Genomic DNA, 16346 nt, shown 5'->3' on the forward strand with positions numbered 1-16346 from the left:
GTAAAAACCCCACTGGAGGACTATATGCAGCCCCTTATCGACTTCGGCATATCCCTGGTCATCGTATTGCAACGCATGGGGGAATGGGTGTATCCCATCATGACATTCTTCAGCGAGCTCGGATCCGAAGAATTCTTCTTCCTGGCCATGCCTTTGATCTACTGGTGCATCGATTCCGCGCTTGGTCTTCGGGTCGGTTTTATTTTGGTAACCAGCATTTATCTGAATACCATCAGCAAGGCGGCCTTCGCCGGTCCGCGCCCGTATTGGGTGAGTTCACATGTCCGGCCATTATGGGCGGAGACGGGCTTTGGTGTTCCTTCGGGTCACGCCCAAAATGCCCTGAGCATCTGGGGCACGATCGCGTCACACCGAAGACGTATCTGGGTGACGGTCCTTTGCGTTTTTCTCATTTTGATGATCAGTTTTTCGCGGCTCGTGCTCGGCGCGCATTTTCCGCACGATGTGGTTGTCGGCTGGCTGATCGGAGGCGCATTGCTGTGGGCGTTTTTCCGTTATTGGGAGACGGCTGAGAATTGGCTCGCTGGGAAAACTTTTGTGGTGCAAGTTAGGATTGCTTTCCTTGTATCAATGACCTTCGTGATACTGGGGATGGTTGTTTACAACTCGTTAACCGATTACCAATTACCTCAGGATTGGCTGACGAACGCGCTTCGCTCCGGTCTCAGGCCGGATCCCACCAATCCGACTGCGGTCTTCTCCACAGCCGGGACTTTTTTCGGGCTCGCATTGGGTGTAGCGTGGACTCACCAAAGGGGCGGGTATCAGGCTGCCGGTCCGGGGTGGAAGCGGGTACTTCGGTTTATCCTGGGATTTATCGGGGTCTTGATCCTCTGGCAGGGCTTGGGTGCAGTTTTTCCTCGCAGCGATGACCTGGTGGCCTATTCCCTGCGATATTTGCGTTACGCCTTGGTAGGCTGTTGGATTTCAGGCGGAGCGCCCTGGGTTTTTAAACATTTCAATTTAACTACATCTTAAGGCGTTCGGTTGTAGGTTTTACTCCATCTGATATAATGCGCCCCATCGAATGGAAGGTATCAGAAATAGTTTTATTGACGGCGGTTCTGATTAAATAAATCAAATATATGCAGGTAAATGATCTTCAATGACGTTGGAAAAAGGCACCCTCATTCATAATCGGTATCGAATTATCGACATCCTCGGGCAGGGGGGGATGGGATCGGTCTACCGCGCGATAGATGAAAACCTGGGCGTATCTGTGGCGCTTAAGGAGAATTTGTTCACCACCGATGAATATGCCCGTCAATTCCGGCTCGAAGCGGTCATTCTTGCCAATCTTCGCCATCCGAACCTGCCCCGGGTATCGGATCACTTCGTGCTTGGGGATTTGGGTCAGTACCTCGTCATGGATTTCATCGAAGGCGAGGATCTGCGTTACCGCATGGAGCGCCTCGGCATGCTCGAAGAGGAGGACGCAGTGCATATCGGCGCCTCCATGTGCGATGCGCTGGCATACCTGCATAGTCGGAAACCGCCGATCTTGCACCGCGACTTGAAACCGGGCAATGTCAAGATATCGCCGGACGGCCATATCTATCTCGTGGATTTTGGTTTGGCAAAAGTCTATCAAAATGCAAGCCAGGCAACGACCACCGGTGCGCGCGCCATGACCCCCGGGTATTCCCCCCCGGAGCAATACGGCACAGCACGGACCGATCCACGCACCGACATCTATTCGCTTGGCGCTACATTATATGCTGCGTTGACCGGTATCATTCCAGAAGACGGCCTTGCGCGGGCGATGGATAACGCCCAGTTGACGCCCCTGCGTAAACGCAATCCAAAGGTCTCGCGCAAACTTTCCGCTGCCATCGAGAAAGCAATGGCTGTTGACCCCAGTGACCGCTTCCAGACTGCCGAGGAATTCAAGGCGGCCCTGCTCGCCTCCGGATCGATGACCCAGCAGGTGCCAGGCTCCTACAAGGTGATCCCGCCTCCGCCTGAAGCGGTTTCTCACCCCGCGCGCCCCATCCAGGCAACGGTCGTTGATGAAGAAAAACCTGTCGGCGAAGCCAGGAAGGCGCCGGGTCCCGTTCCGCCCAAGTCAGCCGCTTCGCACGAAGATCAACCGTTTGTATCTCCACTGAAACGGCAGAAGGAACGCGAACGTAAACGCCGCGTATCGTTGATCCGATTTGCGTTCATCGCCGGATTGCTTTTATTGACAGTTGGTGCGGTTCTTTATTTTTCTCCCGGGATATTGCCGGCTGATGTACGAGCCATGGTTCCCTTTCTTGCGCCAACTGCAACCGCCACTCCCACTTCAATTCCCTCATCCACACCGACGCTCGAGCCTACAGCGACTATCACGACCACATCAACGAACACACCCAGACCTACACCGACAGCTACGTTTACGTTTACACCTACACCCCGCTCGATTGTGACAGAATCTGTGGTGGGTGAAACCGCCACTGCCCCGGCTTCGCTCATCGTAGGCGGAGGAGCAGGGCAGGTTGCCATCGTTTCCGAACGGGTTGGCGCTCCACAAATTTTCCTAGTCGATCTCAGTGGTGAAAATGCCTTTCAGGTGACCAATATGCCCAATGGTGCCTGTCAACCTTCCTGGTCGCCGGATGGATTGAGAATCGTTTTCATCTCTCCATGCCTCAGGAACACGGACAGCTATTCGAACGCCAGCCTGTATATCATCAATGGAGACGGGACAGGTTTAACCACTCTCGATGCATCGCCGGGCGGGAACTTCGACCCTGCCTGGTCGCCGGACGGCACGACAATTGCATACACATCCCTGCGAACCGGCCAAATGGAGATATTCCTGATCGATGTGACAGACCCCACACAGATTGTTCAGCTTACACAGAGTCAGTCCCTTGTCGAGTCGCGCATGCCGGCTTGGTCGCCCGACGGCTCTCAATTGGTGTATGTCGTCAAACGGCTCAACGTCTATCAAATCTGGATGATGAACGCGGACGGATCTGACCAGACCCAAATCATCCGTTCCGGCGTGGCTTACACAGACTACCTGCCGGTCTGGTCGCCGAAAAACGACCTGATCATTTTCAACCAGCGATGCGCGAAGACATTTTGTAACCCATACCTCTTGAGTACATCTGCAACCGACCGCTCAACCGAGCAGGGATTGCGATTGCCGTTCACGCTCACTTATATTGAAAACATCGACTATTCCCCGGACGGCTTCTATATTGCATATGAAGGCGCGGAGGAATCAGGGAACATTGACGTGTATTACATGACTCTGTCAGGCGGGGATCGGGTCCGGCTCACCTCCGGTCCCGAACAGGATTTCGACCCTGTCTGGCGGCCCGCCATTCAAGAACCCTAGGACAGCAACTCCCGCTCCGCCGCGGGAGTTTTTCTTACGTCGCTCTTATTGACGATGCCTTTTCCCACTGTTATGATTATCCTGCACCGGGTAGCACTCTCAGAATGAGAGTGCTAAATTATGATATGACAAACCTCACCGAAAGACAGAAAACCCTCCTGATGTTGATCATCCGTGATTACATCGACTCCGCCCAACCGGTCGGCTCGAAGCGGTTGGCAGAGCATTACCATATAAACTTGTCCTCGGCGACCATTCGGAATGAAATGGCATCTCTTACCGAAATGGGCTACCTGCGACAGCCCCACACTTCCGCCGGGCGCGTGCCCACAGAAGAAGGCTATCGCTACTTTGTCAGCGAGATGATGAACAGCGCAGAACTGCCGGAAACCGTTCAACATACCATCTCGCACCAGTTCTATCAGTCCCGTCCCGAACTTGACCAGTGGATGACCCTTGCGGCATCCATCCTCGCGAGCCAATCGCAGGGTGTTTCGGTTGTCGCAGCGCCACATGTGGAGACAACCAAATTCAAGCACGTCGAGCTCATCTCCACCCAGGGCAGGCAAGTGCTCATGGTTTTGGTGATGCTGGGAGGGGAAGTATCCCAGCAGATTCTGACTTTGGCGGAACCTGTCCCCCAGGAGCGACTCAGCGGAACAGCTACGCGTCTTAACGGGCTTTTGGCTGGTCAGACCGCCCAAGCCATTTCCTTGCTGACAGCTCGCCCCGACCCGCTCGATCAGGACATCCTCCTGCTCATCGCACAGGACATGCGCCGCATGATCGAAAAAGCCTCCGGCGAGATCTACACCGATGGCTTGACCAACGTCCTTGCCGAACCGGAATTCTCAGAATCCGACGAAGCGCGGCGGGCGTTGAAAATTTTTGAAGAACGCTCCACTCTTCAAGACTTGCTTGCCCGCACCACCAGCAACAGTGACGTAGGCGCATTGCAGGTGCTCATCGGCGGCGAAGGCGAATACGACGATCTGCGTCAATGCAGTATGGTCATTGCACGCTACGGGGTCCCCGGAATGGCGACAGGCGCGCTTGGTGTGCTCGGTCCCATGCGCATGGCCTACTCGCGGACCATCCCCACGGTCAGGTTCGTCGCCGGGTTGTTAAGCGATTTGGTCAGCGATAACATCTCAGGCGAATAAAACCAAGTCGCCCTTCGGGGTTGTTTGATAACATAAAATACATATAAATCCCGAAGGGATGACATAAAACGTCAAACGGAAGTGATATTTATGGCAGAAGAAATGAACAAGCACGAGGAAAACGAAGAGACACAAGCCGCAGCGGAATCGAAGGCTGACACGACCCAAGAGGCTCCCGTCGACGCGGAGCGTGAGGCGTTGATCCAGCAATTGAAAGAGGCCGAATCCAAGATGATCGAATATAAGGATGGTTGGGCGCGGTCTCAGGCGGAGTTCCAGAATTTCCGCAAACGCGTGGAGCGCGATAATGAGTCATTTAAAGTTTCGACAAAGGGCGACATCATAAAAAAAGTATTGCCCGTGCTCGACGATTTGGAACGAGCCATGTTGAACCGCCCCGCAGACGACGCCTGGGCAAACGGCATCGAACTTGTGATGCGAAAGTTCCAAAATATTCTGGATATGGAAGGCGTGACAAAGATCGAGGCGAAAGGTGCGGCATTCGACCCGAACTTCCATGAAGCGATTTCCCATGAACCTTCGGAGGAAGTGGAGAGCGGCCACGTCATCGAAGTGATCCAGAGTGGATATGTGATCGGTGAACGTGTTCTTCGACCTGCCCTTGTGAGGGTGGCGCAGTAAATTCGGTTCAAGGTTGAAAGTTACAGGTTATGCGTTATTAATCCTTTACCATTCAACCTTCAACTTGAAACTTAGGAGAAATCATGGCAAAAATCATTGGTATTGACCTGGGTACGACGAACTCGGTGGCGGCGGTAATGCAGGGCGGCGAACCGATCGTGATCCCATCGGCTGAAGGCGAACGGCTTGTGCCTTCGGTCGTGGCGGTGAACAAAAATAGTGAACGCCTGGTGGGGCGCGTGGCGCGAAATCAGGCGATCACCAACCCGCAGAACACGATCTTTTCTGTGAAACGTTTTATGGGGCGAAAATCCGACGACCCCGAAGTGGAGCGCACGAAGAAACGCGTGCCGTATGCGGTGAAAGAAGCGCCAAACGGCGATGTCCGCGTGGAACTCGGAGGCAAGGATTATTCCCCGCCGGAGGTCTCTGCGATGATTCTCGCAAAGATGAAGGCAGATGCCGAAGCCTATTTGGGCGAGACGATTACGCAGGCGGTGATCACTGTACCGGCTTACTTCAACGATGCCCAGCGCAATGCGACCAAGGATGCGGGCAAGATCGCAGGCTTGGAAGTGTTGCGCATCATCAACGAACCGACGGCTTCTTCGCTGGCGTATGGGTTGGACAAAAAGAAGAACGAAGTCATCTGCGTGTATGACCTGGGCGGCGGTACGTTCGATGTTTCCATTTTGGATGTGGGCGACGGCGTGTTCCAAGTCCGCTCCACAAGCGGCGATACCTTCCTCGGCGGCGATGACTTTGACCTGCGCATTATGGATTACCTGATTGCCGAGTTCAAGAAGGATAACGGCATCGACCTGCACAACGACCGTCAGGCGCTTCAGCGTTTGAAGGAGGCGTCTGAAAAGGCGAAGATCGAGCTTTCGACTGTCATGCAGACCGAAATCAACCTGCCGTATCTTACAGCGGATGCGAACGGTCCCAAACATTTGGTGATGACGCTTACCCGCGCCAAGCTCGAGCAATTGGTGGCGGATCTTGTCGATCGAACGATTGCGCCGGTCAAGCAGGCTTTGGCAGATGCCAGCTTGAACGCGGGCGACATCAATGAGATTGTTTTGGTGGGCGGCATGACTCGCATGCCTGCCATTCAGGACCGTGTGCGTGCGTTTTTCAATAAAGATCCGCATAAAGGTGTGAATCCTGATGAGGTCGTTGCGATCGGCGCAGCGATCCAGGCGGGCGTGCTCGGCGGGGAAGTGAAGGATATCCTTCTGCTCGATGTGACTCCGCTCACGCTGGCGATCGAAACACTTGGCGGGGTGGCAACTCCGCAGATCGAACGCAATACCACCATCCCGACCCGCCGGTCGCAGGTCTTCTCCACAGCGGCAGATAGCCAGACTCAAGTCGAGATCCACGTCCTGCAGGGTGAGCGCCCGATGGCGGCGGATAATAAATCTCTTGGCAAATTTATCCTCGATGGCATCCCGCCCGCGCCGCGCGGCGTTCCGCAGATCGAGGTGACCTTCGATGTGGATGCTAACGGCATTCTCAAAGTCAGCGCGCAGGATAAGGCGACGGGTAAGAGTCAGCACATTACGATTACCGCTTCATCCGGTTTGAACGAAACCGAAATCGAAAAGATGCGCAAGGATGCCGAGGCTCACGTCGAGGAAGACCGCAGGCGCAAGGATTTGATCGAAGCGCGCAACAATGCCGATAACACCGTCTATGCGGGAGAGAAGGCATTGCGTGATCTGGGCGATAAGGTTCCGGCGGAGATCAAAGCTGAGGTCGAGGCGAAGAGCGCCGAGGTCAGGGAAGCGGCGAAGGGCGAGGATGTAGAGAAGATCAAAGCTGCGGTTGAGTCCCTCGGGCAGACCATCCAAAAGATTGGCGCCAGCGTCTATGAGCAGAATCCAACCGCGGGCGGGGGAGAGGCGGGTTCGGCATCTGGCGAGAATCCCGATGTGGTCGAGGGTGAAGTCAAAGAATAGAAAATGGAAAGTGGCGGGTGACCACTTTCTGCTTTCCACTTTCTGGTAAATATGACCAACGATTATTACGAAACCCTTGGCGTGAGCAGGAACGCGAGCGATGACGAGATCAAAGCCGCTTTCCGTAAACTCGCGCGCCAATATCACCCCGATGTGAACAAAGAACCTCATGCCGAGGAGAAGTTCAAAGAGATCAACGAGGCATATGGCGTGCTTTCCGATCAAGAGAAACGCGCGCGTTACGACCGTTTTGGCAAAGCGGGGTTGGGCGGAATGGGGGGCGGATATCACGATTACACCGCTGACTTCAACGATATATTCGAGGACTTGTTCAGCGGATTTGGATTCTCCACCGGACGACGTTCGCGCCGCTCTCCGCGCCGTGGGCGGGACCTGCAAATGCAGGTTTCGCTTACCTTCGAGGAAGCGGTCTTTGGTGTTGAGAAGGACATCGAGTTCTCGCGCGACGAGACTTGTTCACGTTGTAACGGCAACGGCGCCGAGCCGGGAACGACTCCGATAAAGTGTGGAACGTGCGGCGGGCAAGGCGAGGTGCGTCAGGTGCGTCAGACATTCCTGGGTCAGATGGTGCAGACGGCTCCATGTCCCACTTGTAACGGGCGCGGCGAAACGATCGCTTCTCTCTGTACGACCTGCCGCGGCACCGGACTGGAACGTAGAAAGGTAAAGAAGAAGGTATCCATTCCTGCCGGGGTGGATCATGGCACGCAAATCCGTTTGGCAGGCGAAGGCGCACCCGGAGAATTTGGCGGTCCGAATGGAAGCTTGTTCCTGGTGCTCGACGTTCAACCCCATAAATTTTTCAAACGGCGTGAAAACGATATCCTGTTGAACCTGGATATCAACGTGGCTCAAGCGGTGCTCGGTGCGGAGATCGAAGTTCCAACTCTCGATGGCGATGAGAAGTTGAAGATCCCCGCAGGCACACAACCTGGTAAGGTTTTTACAATGAAGGGTAAGGGCGTTCCATATTTACGCCGCAAGGATCGCGGCAACCAGTTGGTGATCGTCAATGTGGCAATTCCGAATAAACTGACAAAGGAACAGCGCGAGTTGTTCGAGAAACTGGCAGAGAGCCTCGGCACGACGGTCAAGCCGCAGGAAAAGGGATTTTTGGATTGGTTGAATGAGGCGTTGGGCGGGTAGTGGAAAGTGAGCAGTAAAGAGTGATGAGAAACGAGTGGATGGGAGCCCGCTCGTTTTTGATTGTCGAACAATGGCCTATGGTGGGCCTCCATCGTCTTGTATAATGCTTCAACTATGATAAAACCTTTGTTGCGGCTATGGCGTTTACTTCCGATGTGGGTGCATATCCTGGCTGCGAAATTGGTCCGGACGAGATTTCGCGCTGCAGTGGCGGCTTTGGTATTCGATGAGCAGGGGCGGGTGCTTCTCTTTCGGCATACGTATCGCAAATTTGAATGGGGTATCCCTGCGGGAAGTTTGGAATACCACGAACAGCCCGCAGATGCGATCATCCGCGAATTTTTCGAAGAGACTGGAATGCAGGCAGGGATTGAACGGCTGCTAACGGTGGTCAGCGCGAAGGAAGATCATCATCTGACGGTTGTATATCTTTGCAGAGTAATGGGCGGCAAGTTCCAGCCGTCGCATGAAATCTCGGAAATGAAATACTTTGATGTTAATGGCTTACCCATGATGTTGTTCGCTGAGAAGGACTTGATCCGATGGGCGACCAGGGAATTAAGGCATGAACTGGCTTGAAGTTTCTTTGACCGTCAACGGCGAACTCGCCGAATCGGTTGCCGATGTGCTGGCGCGTTTTGCGCCCAACGGTGTGATGACCGAACAGGGTGTCAAATTCAATGACGAAGAGGATGAAGGCACTGCCACAGGTCCCATCACCATCCGTGCTTACTTGGAAGTCAACGATCAACTCGAAGAGACGCGACAGAAACTCGAAGAGTCGCTATTCTATTTGGGGATGATCACGCCGGTACCGACTCCCACCTACAAGCAGATCGCGGATCAAAACTGGATGGAAGCCTGGAAGCAGCATTACAAGCCGATTCTCATCGGTGAGGGACTCCTGATCCTGCCTGCCTGGCTAGAGAACCCCGACCCCAAACGAATCCCGATCAAGATCGACCCCGGTATGGCGTTCGGCACGGGGACGCATCCGACGACGCAGTTGTGTTTGGAGTTGATGGAAATTTCATTTGATGAGAGAAGAAAGACGAAAGAAGGCGATTCTTTCATCCCTTCGGCTAAGCTCAGGGCAGGCTTTCCTCTTTCCGTGATTGACGTTGGTTGTGGTTCAGGAATCTTATCAATTGCTGCCATCAAACTTGGCGCAAAGACGGTCCTCGGCGTGGACATTGACATTGAGTCCGTTAAGAACTCGCGCGAGAATGCAGATGTCAACGGGGTGGGGGAGGAACTTCTGCTCGGGCAGGGTTCTGTGACCGAGGTGCTGGCGGGGCATTTTGCGTTCAAGTCTGCGCCGCTGGTGGTGGCGAATATCCTCGCGCCGGTGCTCATCCGTCTCTTCGACGCGGGGCTGGCAGACTTGATCGAGCCCAATGGAGAGATTATTCTAAGTGGAATTCTCGACCATCAGGAAGAAAGTGTCATAGAGGCTGGTCAAGCCAAGGGGTTGAAGCGAGGCGAAGTTCGTCAAATCAAAGATTGGGTTGCGATTTCCATGAAAAAATAGTGGTACAGAGAAAATCTGTGCTATGATTCGAGCACGATGGATCGCCGTAAACTCATCCAATACCTGCTGTTGAACGTCTTCGTCTCGGCGAGTGTGACAGGCGGAATCCTGTTCTGGTACGACCGCAATTATCGTGCCGTCAGCCCGCCCGCCGTAATTCAGCAGGCGGCTCCTATCAGTGGCAACGACTCCGCGCCAGCATCCAACACCGAACTGCAAACGGATATTCCCGTGAAAATCAGCAGCGTGGTTGGGGCGGGGGTGCTATCTTCTGAAATTGCCATCATCAAGTTCGAGGGCGAAGGTGAACTCGACTTGACCGCCTGGCAACTCAAGGATGAGGACGGCAACACCTACACCTTTCCCAACATTACTCTCTATCCCAATGGCGCAGTCCAAGTTCACACCGCTGTCGGTACTGATACCGTCATTGACCTCTATTGGGGCATTGGTGAAGGAGTTTGGAATTCCGGCGAGGAAGCGCGGCTTTTTGATTCGCAAGGTAATTTGAGAGCCGTTTATAAAGTGCCTTAAGTTGGTGGTGGATGGTTGGTAGTTGGCGGTTTTGCTGCTCCAACCATTTGAGAAACTACCAACTATCAACTGATAACTACCAACTAAACCATGACCCAAGCCCTCTACCGCAAGTACCGCCCGAAACAATGGGATACCGTGATTGGACAAGACCACGTCATCCAAACCCTGACCAACTCCATCAAAGCAGACAGAGTCGGTCATGCCTATCTTTTCGCGGGTCCACGCGGAACGGGCAAGACCACCGTCGCGCGTTTGCTGGCGAAAGCGGTGAACTGTCTCAACGAAGACCCCACCCAACGCCCCGACAATACCTGCGACCACTGCAAGGCAGTCAATGAAAATCGCTTCCTCGACCTGATCGAGATCGACGCGGCGTCCAACACATCGGTGGATGATGTCCGTGATTTGCGCGACAAGATCAACTTCGCGCCTACGCAGGGCAAATATAAAATCTACATCATCGACGAAGTTCACATGCTCTCGACCGCGGCGTTCAATGCACTGCTCAAAACACTTGAAGAGCCGCCGCCGCATGCCATCTTCGTCTTAGCCACTACTGAAATTCACAAAATCCCCGCCACGGTTTTATCGCGCTGTCAGCGTCATGAGTTCCGCCGCGTGCCGATTGATGAGATCGTCAAAAATCTCAAAACCATCATTGAATCCGAAAACATCCAAGCCGATGAAGAGGCGCTCACTCTCATTGCCCGTCAGTCGGCAGGTGGTATGCGCGACGCGCAATCGTTGCTCGATCAGCTTTCTTCTACAGGCGCGAAGATCACGCTCCACATTGCGCAGCAAGTCCTCGGCACGGCAACCAGTCAGACCGTGCTCGATGTCATCAACTCCGTCCTCGACCATCAACCCGCGCGCGGACTCGAAACCATTCACAAAGCCCTCGACTCAGGCGCCGATCCGCGTTCGTTGGCGCGTCAACTCGTGGAATACACTCGCGGGCTGATGCTCATTCAAATGGGCAACGCCGAGCAGGTCGAAGCCACGCGCGAAGTCAAAACCCAAATGGAAGCGCACGCTCAAGCCTTCAACACATCCGATGTTTTGCGCATGATGAAAATTTTCAACAACGCGGCAACGGATTTGCGCGGCGGCTGGCAGCCCTCTTTGAGTCTGGAACTCGCCCTCGCGGAAGTGATCGACGCTCCAGCCGAAGTTGCCTCTATCGCCGCCTCGCCTCAACCCAAGCCGAAGCCTGCTTCTATTTCCCAAGCAGTTTCCAAGCCGGATGCCGTGCTGAGCGGAGGGTCGAGTAGTCCTGAGCGGAGCGGACCGGAGCCGAGGGACGTATCGAGACCCGAAGCCGAAGCGCCCGCCATCAACTCCAACGACATCGTCAAAGCCTGGAAGCCGCTCATCAATGCCCTTCCCAAAGCGCAGGCGAATCTCGGCGCGTTGATGAACTCGGTCAAGATGATCGACGTGCAAGGCAAGACCCTTATCCTCGGTATGGCAAGCGACGTGCTCGTGGAAAAACTCAACAAACCCGATCAGATCGAAATCATACAGCGCCTCATCAAAGACCACTTCCATGTGGATTTGTCCGTGCGCTGTGTGGTCACCAATGCCAAAGGCAAACTCCCCGCCCACGTTGCGCAAGACGGCATGGTTGCTGCTGCAATCCAACATGGTGGCGAAATCGTGGATATGGATGAATAACCACTAACTACTTAACTATGTAACTACTCAACCAGGAGATGAATTTATGGCAAAAGGATTCAACAAAGGACCCGCCATGGGCGGACAGGGTGGGATGATGCAGCAATTGCAGCGAATGCAAAAACAAATGGAAGAGGCGCAGGCGAAACTCGCGGAAGAGACAGTCTCCGCCACGGCGGGCGGCGGCGCGATCAAAGTCACCATGACCGGTGACCAGAAATGTAAATCGGTTGAGATCTCCCCCGAGTTCCTCAAAGACGCCGATGCCGAATTGCTGCAAGACATGGTCTTATCCGCTGTCAACATGGCGCTCGACCAAAGTCGCGAACTCCAGCAAAAGTTGATGGGTCCGCTCGCGGGTGGGCTTCCGTTCTAAGTGCTTCGGTGTCAGGTATCAGGTGTCAGGTTTATAAACCACCTGATACCTGATACCTGGAACCTGATACCCCATGCTCTTACCCGAATCCATTCAATCTCTAGTCACCGCCCTCGAACGCCTGCCCGGCATCGGACCCAAGTCTGCTTCACGGTTGGCGTTCTATCTTCTTCGCGCGCCCGAAGATGTCGCGCAAGATTTGTCCACTGCGCTGGCGAATCTCAAAGCCAATACCGCCTTCTGCTCCGAATGTTTCAACATCACCGATGCAGGGCGCAAGCGCTGTGAGATTTGCGAATCCCAAAAACGCGATTCATCCCTCATCTGTGTCGTCGAAGAAGCCTTGGACGTCCTCGCGCTCGAACGCACGGGCGGCTTTCAAGGCAGGTATCACGTCTTGCAGGGAGTTTTATCTCCCATCGAAGGCATCGGTCCCGACGATCTCAAGATCAAGCAACTTGCTGAACGTGTTGCACGTGGGGGAGTGGAGGAGGTCATCATCGCCACCAATCCCAGCATGGAAGGCGACGCGACCGCGCTCTATCTCCGTCAACAACTTGAGCCGATGGGCGTCAAAGTCACCCGCCTCGCGCGCGGTCTGCCCGTGGGCGGTGACCTGGAATATGCCGATCAAAACACCTTACTGCGTGCGCTTGCAGGCAGGCATGAAATGAACTAATCCCTGATGGGGCGCGAGAACCGCGCCCCTACGATTTTAAAAATGAACATCACTATTCTTACCTTCGGCTCTCGCGGCGACGTCCAACCCTTTCTCCCTTTATCTCTCGGCTTGATGTCTCGCGGACATAATGTCATTCTTGCCGCGCCAGCACGATTTAAGTCTCTGGTTGAAGAACATGGCATCACATTCTTTCCGCTTGCTGGCGACCCTGAAGAGCTCAGTCGCCGCCTCAATGATGCGGGTTATAACTTCGTCAAACTCGTCAAAGAGTTAATGTCTCATGCTGTGGATATCGGCGCAGAGATGATGCGTCAAACCGATGAAGCCTGCCATGACGCAGACCTCATCATCCATACCTTCGCTCATGCTGTTGGAGCGAACACGCTCGCGCGCGAGAAAAAAATCCCCGATATCCACATCCAAACTTTTCCCATGTTCACGCCCACCGGCGATTATCCCAACATCTCTTTGCCAAATTTACGAATTCGTTTCTTGAATCGCCTATCTCACATCGCCTCCTTGAAAATCACCGAACTCACTTCATCTTTGGGATTTGAACAAGTCCGCCGCCGAGCGGGCTTACCCAAGCGAAAACTATATTCTCCCTTCAAAGATACCCCGCCTCACCTCCGGACCCCGATCCTGTGTGCCTGGTCCCCGAGCCTGATTCCATCCTCAAGTGACTGGAGTCCACGCGTGCATGTCACTGGATATTATTTCTTTCCGTATAACAATTCATATTCTCCGCCTAATGAATTAAGAGAATTTCTAGAGGCAGGAAAACCACCAGTTTGTATTTCGTTTGGAAGTATGGTCCACAAGAACCCTGAAAAAGTTGACGAATTCATTCATGCTTCCTTGAAGCAAACAAACAATCGCGGGGTTATCTTATCGGGGTGGGGAAGTATGAAACGTGAGTCGACGAGCGATGTGTTATATCTCGAGTCCGCGCCGCATGATTGGCTGCTGCCTAAATGCAAGATGTTGATTCATCACGGCGGGGCCGGGACAACATCTGCAAGCTTGCGGGCTGGCATACCTCAAGTGGTGATTCCGTTTACTGCCGACCAGCCGTTTTGGGGGAGGAGAGTCCATGCGATTGGGGCAGCGCCAAAGCCGATTCGGGTGCGTCGACTTTCGGTCGAGAAGATCGTCAGAGCCATGGCTGAGGCGGAGTCAAAGGTTGTTCTTGAGCGGGCGCAGGCTATAGGTCAAAGAATACGAGGCGAGAACGGGGTGGGGGAGGCTGTCCGTTTGGCTGAGTCGTATGCGGCTGAGTATTCAAAAATCGACCCGATTTTTTAAGGTTTAAATGTCCTACAACTATTGACATTTTTCACCTAATGCGTATAATCTTTATTCGCCAGTACAACATACGATTTCGTCTCCCAGACAGATCATTGACAACTGAGTAACCGTCCCCCATCAGAGACACAAAGCGAAACGGTTTTGCAGCCTGATGAACCGATGCGATAGAGAAGGAAGCATCGGTATTTTAGTCTGTAAGAACCTTGACGACGGTTTACCCTGCGGGTAGAATACAGCCCGCTCAAATGGCAGGCACCTTAACAACTGAACAGTGATAGGAAACAGTAATGATGACGAACCAGTCAATTCCGTGACTTTTACACTCGCAAGAGTGTTGATTTTTTGCGGAGAGTTTGATCCTGGCTCAGGATGAACGCTGGCGGCGTGCCTAATACATGCAAGTCGAACGAGGTGCTTTTGTAGCAATACGAGAGTATCCTAGTGGCGAACGGGTGAGTAACGCGTGGGTGACCTGCCCCAAAGTGTGGGATAACAGTCCGAAAGGATTGCTAATACCGCATGTGGTTATCGGTTTTAGAAAGCGATAACTAAAGCAGCAATGCGCTTTGGGAGGGACCTGCGTCCCATCAGCTAGTTGGTGAGGTAACGGCTCACCAAGGCGACGACGGGTAGGGGACCTGAGAGGGTGGCCCCCCACAATGGAACTGAAACACGGTCCATACACCTACGGGTGGCAGCAGTAGGGAATATTGCTCAATGGGCGAAAGCCTGAAGCAGCAACGCCGCGTGTGCGATGAAGGCCTTCGGGTCGTAAAGCACTTTTCTAAGAGATGAGAAAGGACAGTATCTTAGGAATAAGTCTCGGCTAACTACGTGCCAGCAGCCGCGGTAAAACGTAGGAGGCGAGCGTTATCCGGATTCACTGGGCGTAAAGCGCGTGCAGGCGGTTCGGTAAGTTGGGCGTGAAATCTCCTGGCTTAACTAGGAGAGGTCGTCCAATACTACCGGGCTTGAGAGTGGTAGAGGAAGATGGAATTCCAGGTGTAGTGGTGAAATGCGTAGATATCTGGAGGAACACCAGTGGCGAAAGCGATCTTCTGGACCATTTCTGACGCTCAGACGCGAAAGCTAGGGTAGTAAACGGGATTAGAGACCCCGGTAATCCTAGCTGTAAACGATGTAAACTTGGCGTTGGTGGCTTAAACTCCATCAGTGCCGCAGCAAACGCGATAAGTTTACCGCCTGGGGACTACGATCGCAAGATTAAAACTCAAAGGAATTGACGGGGGCCCGCACAAGCAGCGGAGCGTGTGGTTTAATTCGATGCTACACGAAGAACCTTACCCGGGTTTGACATGCAAGTGGTAGTGATCCGAAAGGTGAACGACCCGCAAGGGAGCTTGCACAGGTGTTGCATGGCTGTCGTCAGCTCGTGTCGTGAGATGTTCGGTTAAGTCCGCTAACGAGCGCAACCCTCGCCGTATGTTACATGTGTCATACGGGACCGCCGGTATCAAGCCGGAGGAAGGTGGGGATGACGTCAAGTCCGCATGGCCTTTATGTCCGGGGCTACACACACGCTACAATGGGCAGTACAATGGGTTGCTAAGCCGCGAGGTGGAGCCAATCCCCCAAAACTGTCCTCAGTTCAGATTGCAGGCTGCAACTCGCCTGCATGAAGCCGGAGTTGCTAGTAAACGCGCGTCAGCTATAGTGCGTTGAATACGTTCTCGGGCCTTGTACACACCGCCCGTCACGTCATGGGAGCTGGTAACACCTGAAGCCGGTAGCTTAACCGCAAGGAGGGCGCCGTCGAAGGTGGTGCTGGTGACTGGGACGAAGTCGTAACAAGGTAGGTGTACCGGAAGGTGCGCCTGGATCACCTCCTTTCTAGAGTAAGGGAGCGCTCCCTATGGGGAAGCTGCTCCAAAGTGCCCACACGGTGAATGGGCAAACTGGTTCTCAAAATGAAGTTTCCTGTCACTGTTCAGT

General features: G+C 53.8%; 13 protein-coding genes and 1 rRNA gene. All 14 read left to right on the plus strand.

Annotation, left to right across the window (positions count from 1 at the left end; translation table 11 throughout):
* Positions 1 to 24: 24 nt before the first annotated feature.
* Positions 25 to 999, plus strand: a complete 975-nt coding sequence (locus HS100_11310) for a phosphatase PAP2 family protein (protein MBE7434498.1) — start codon at positions 25 to 27, stop codon at positions 997 to 999.
* A gap of 127 nt (positions 1000 to 1126) precedes the next feature.
* Positions 1127 to 3349, plus strand: a complete 2223-nt coding sequence (locus HS100_11315; GenBank protein ID MBE7434499.1) for a serine/threonine-protein kinase — start codon at positions 1127 to 1129, stop codon at positions 3347 to 3349.
* 125 nt (positions 3350 to 3474) lie between these two features.
* A complete protein-coding gene (hrcA, locus tag HS100_11320; protein ID MBE7434500.1) occupies positions 3475 to 4512 on the plus strand; it encodes a heat-inducible transcription repressor HrcA in 1038 nt (345 codons plus the stop codon).
* 90 nt (positions 4513 to 4602) lie between these two features.
* The gene (gene grpE / locus HS100_11325) at positions 4603 to 5154 is read left to right on the plus strand and encodes a nucleotide exchange factor GrpE (protein ID MBE7434501.1); all 552 of its coding nucleotides are present in this window, start codon (positions 4603 to 4605) and stop codon (positions 5152 to 5154) included.
* Positions 5155 to 5237: 83 nt separating this feature from the next.
* Complete coding sequence (dnaK, locus tag HS100_11330) at positions 5238 to 7118, plus strand: molecular chaperone DnaK (protein ID MBE7434502.1); 1881 nt, start codon at positions 5238 to 5240, stop codon at positions 7116 to 7118.
* Between the two features lie 51 nt (positions 7119 to 7169).
* The gene (dnaJ, locus tag HS100_11335) at positions 7170 to 8285 is read left to right on the plus strand and encodes a molecular chaperone DnaJ (GenBank protein ID MBE7434503.1); all 1116 of its coding nucleotides are present in this window, start codon (positions 7170 to 7172) and stop codon (positions 8283 to 8285) included.
* 153 nt (positions 8286 to 8438) lie between these two features.
* Positions 8439 to 8864, plus strand: a complete 426-nt coding sequence (locus tag HS100_11340) for an NUDIX domain-containing protein (GenBank protein MBE7434504.1) — start codon at positions 8439 to 8441, stop codon at positions 8862 to 8864.
* Positions 8851 to 9816 carry a 50S ribosomal protein L11 methyltransferase gene (locus tag HS100_11345; GenBank protein ID MBE7434505.1) on the plus strand — a complete coding sequence of 322 codons (966 nt, stop codon included), beginning with the start codon at positions 8851 to 8853 and terminating at the stop codon, positions 9814 to 9816. Before HS100_11340 ends, HS100_11345 begins: the two co-directional genes overlap by 14 nt.
* A 36-nt stretch (positions 9817 to 9852) precedes the next feature.
* Entirely contained in the window at positions 9853 to 10350 is a 498-nt protein-coding gene (locus HS100_11350) for a lamin tail domain-containing protein (protein MBE7434506.1), read from the plus strand.
* A 90-nt stretch (positions 10351 to 10440) separates the two neighbouring features.
* The gene (gene dnaX / locus HS100_11355) at positions 10441 to 12027 is read left to right on the plus strand and encodes a DNA polymerase III subunit gamma/tau (protein MBE7434507.1); all 1587 of its coding nucleotides are present in this window, start codon (positions 10441 to 10443) and stop codon (positions 12025 to 12027) included.
* Between the two features lie 46 nt (positions 12028 to 12073).
* The gene (locus HS100_11360) at positions 12074 to 12403 is read left to right on the plus strand and encodes a YbaB/EbfC family nucleoid-associated protein (GenBank protein ID MBE7434508.1); all 330 of its coding nucleotides are present in this window, start codon (positions 12074 to 12076) and stop codon (positions 12401 to 12403) included.
* Between the two features lie 73 nt (positions 12404 to 12476).
* Positions 12477 to 13082 (plus strand): recombination protein RecR, encoded by a 606-nt coding sequence (recR, locus tag HS100_11365; GenBank protein MBE7434509.1) that lies wholly within the window; start codon positions 12477 to 12479, stop codon positions 13080 to 13082.
* Between the two features lie 42 nt (positions 13083 to 13124).
* Entirely contained in the window at positions 13125 to 14390 is a 1266-nt protein-coding gene (locus HS100_11370; protein ID MBE7434510.1) for a glycosyltransferase family 1 protein, read from the plus strand.
* A gap of 341 nt (positions 14391 to 14731) precedes the next feature.
* A 16S ribosomal RNA gene (locus HS100_11375) occupies positions 14732 to 16247 on the plus strand.
* Positions 16248 to 16346: the final 99 nt, after the last annotated feature.

The sequence above is a fragment of the Anaerolineales bacterium genome, assembly GCA_015075725.1.
Lineage (GTDB): Bacteria > Chloroflexota > Anaerolineae > Anaerolineales > Villigracilaceae > Villigracilis.

What these genes read in the sequence shown, in the direction of transcription:
- HS100_11310 (MBE7434498.1), top strand. Translation starts at nt 25, where the DNA reads ATGCAGCCCCTTATCGACTTCGGCATATCCCTGGTCATCGTATTGCAA.
- HS100_11315 (MBE7434499.1), top strand. Translation starts at nt 1,127, where the DNA reads ATGACGTTGGAAAAAGGCACCCTCATTCATAATCGGTATCGAATTATC.
- hrcA (MBE7434500.1), top strand. Translation starts at nt 3,475, where the DNA reads ATGACAAACCTCACCGAAAGACAGAAAACCCTCCTGATGTTGATCATC.
- grpE (MBE7434501.1), top strand. Translation starts at nt 4,603, where the DNA reads ATGGCAGAAGAAATGAACAAGCACGAGGAAAACGAAGAGACACAAGCC.
- dnaK (MBE7434502.1), top strand. Translation starts at nt 5,238, where the DNA reads ATGGCAAAAATCATTGGTATTGACCTGGGTACGACGAACTCGGTGGCG.
- dnaJ (MBE7434503.1), top strand. Translation starts at nt 7,170, where the DNA reads ATGACCAACGATTATTACGAAACCCTTGGCGTGAGCAGGAACGCGAGC.
- HS100_11340 (MBE7434504.1), top strand. Translation starts at nt 8,439, where the DNA reads ATGTGGGTGCATATCCTGGCTGCGAAATTGGTCCGGACGAGATTTCGC.
- HS100_11345 (MBE7434505.1), top strand. Translation starts at nt 8,851, where the DNA reads ATGAACTGGCTTGAAGTTTCTTTGACCGTCAACGGCGAACTCGCCGAA.
- HS100_11350 (MBE7434506.1), top strand. Translation starts at nt 9,853, where the DNA reads ATGGATCGCCGTAAACTCATCCAATACCTGCTGTTGAACGTCTTCGTC.
- dnaX (MBE7434507.1), top strand. Translation starts at nt 10,441, where the DNA reads ATGACCCAAGCCCTCTACCGCAAGTACCGCCCGAAACAATGGGATACC.
- HS100_11360 (MBE7434508.1), top strand. Translation starts at nt 12,074, where the DNA reads ATGGCAAAAGGATTCAACAAAGGACCCGCCATGGGCGGACAGGGTGGG.
- recR (MBE7434509.1), top strand. Translation starts at nt 12,477, where the DNA reads ATGCTCTTACCCGAATCCATTCAATCTCTAGTCACCGCCCTCGAACGC.
- HS100_11370 (MBE7434510.1), top strand. Translation starts at nt 13,125, where the DNA reads ATGAACATCACTATTCTTACCTTCGGCTCTCGCGGCGACGTCCAACCC.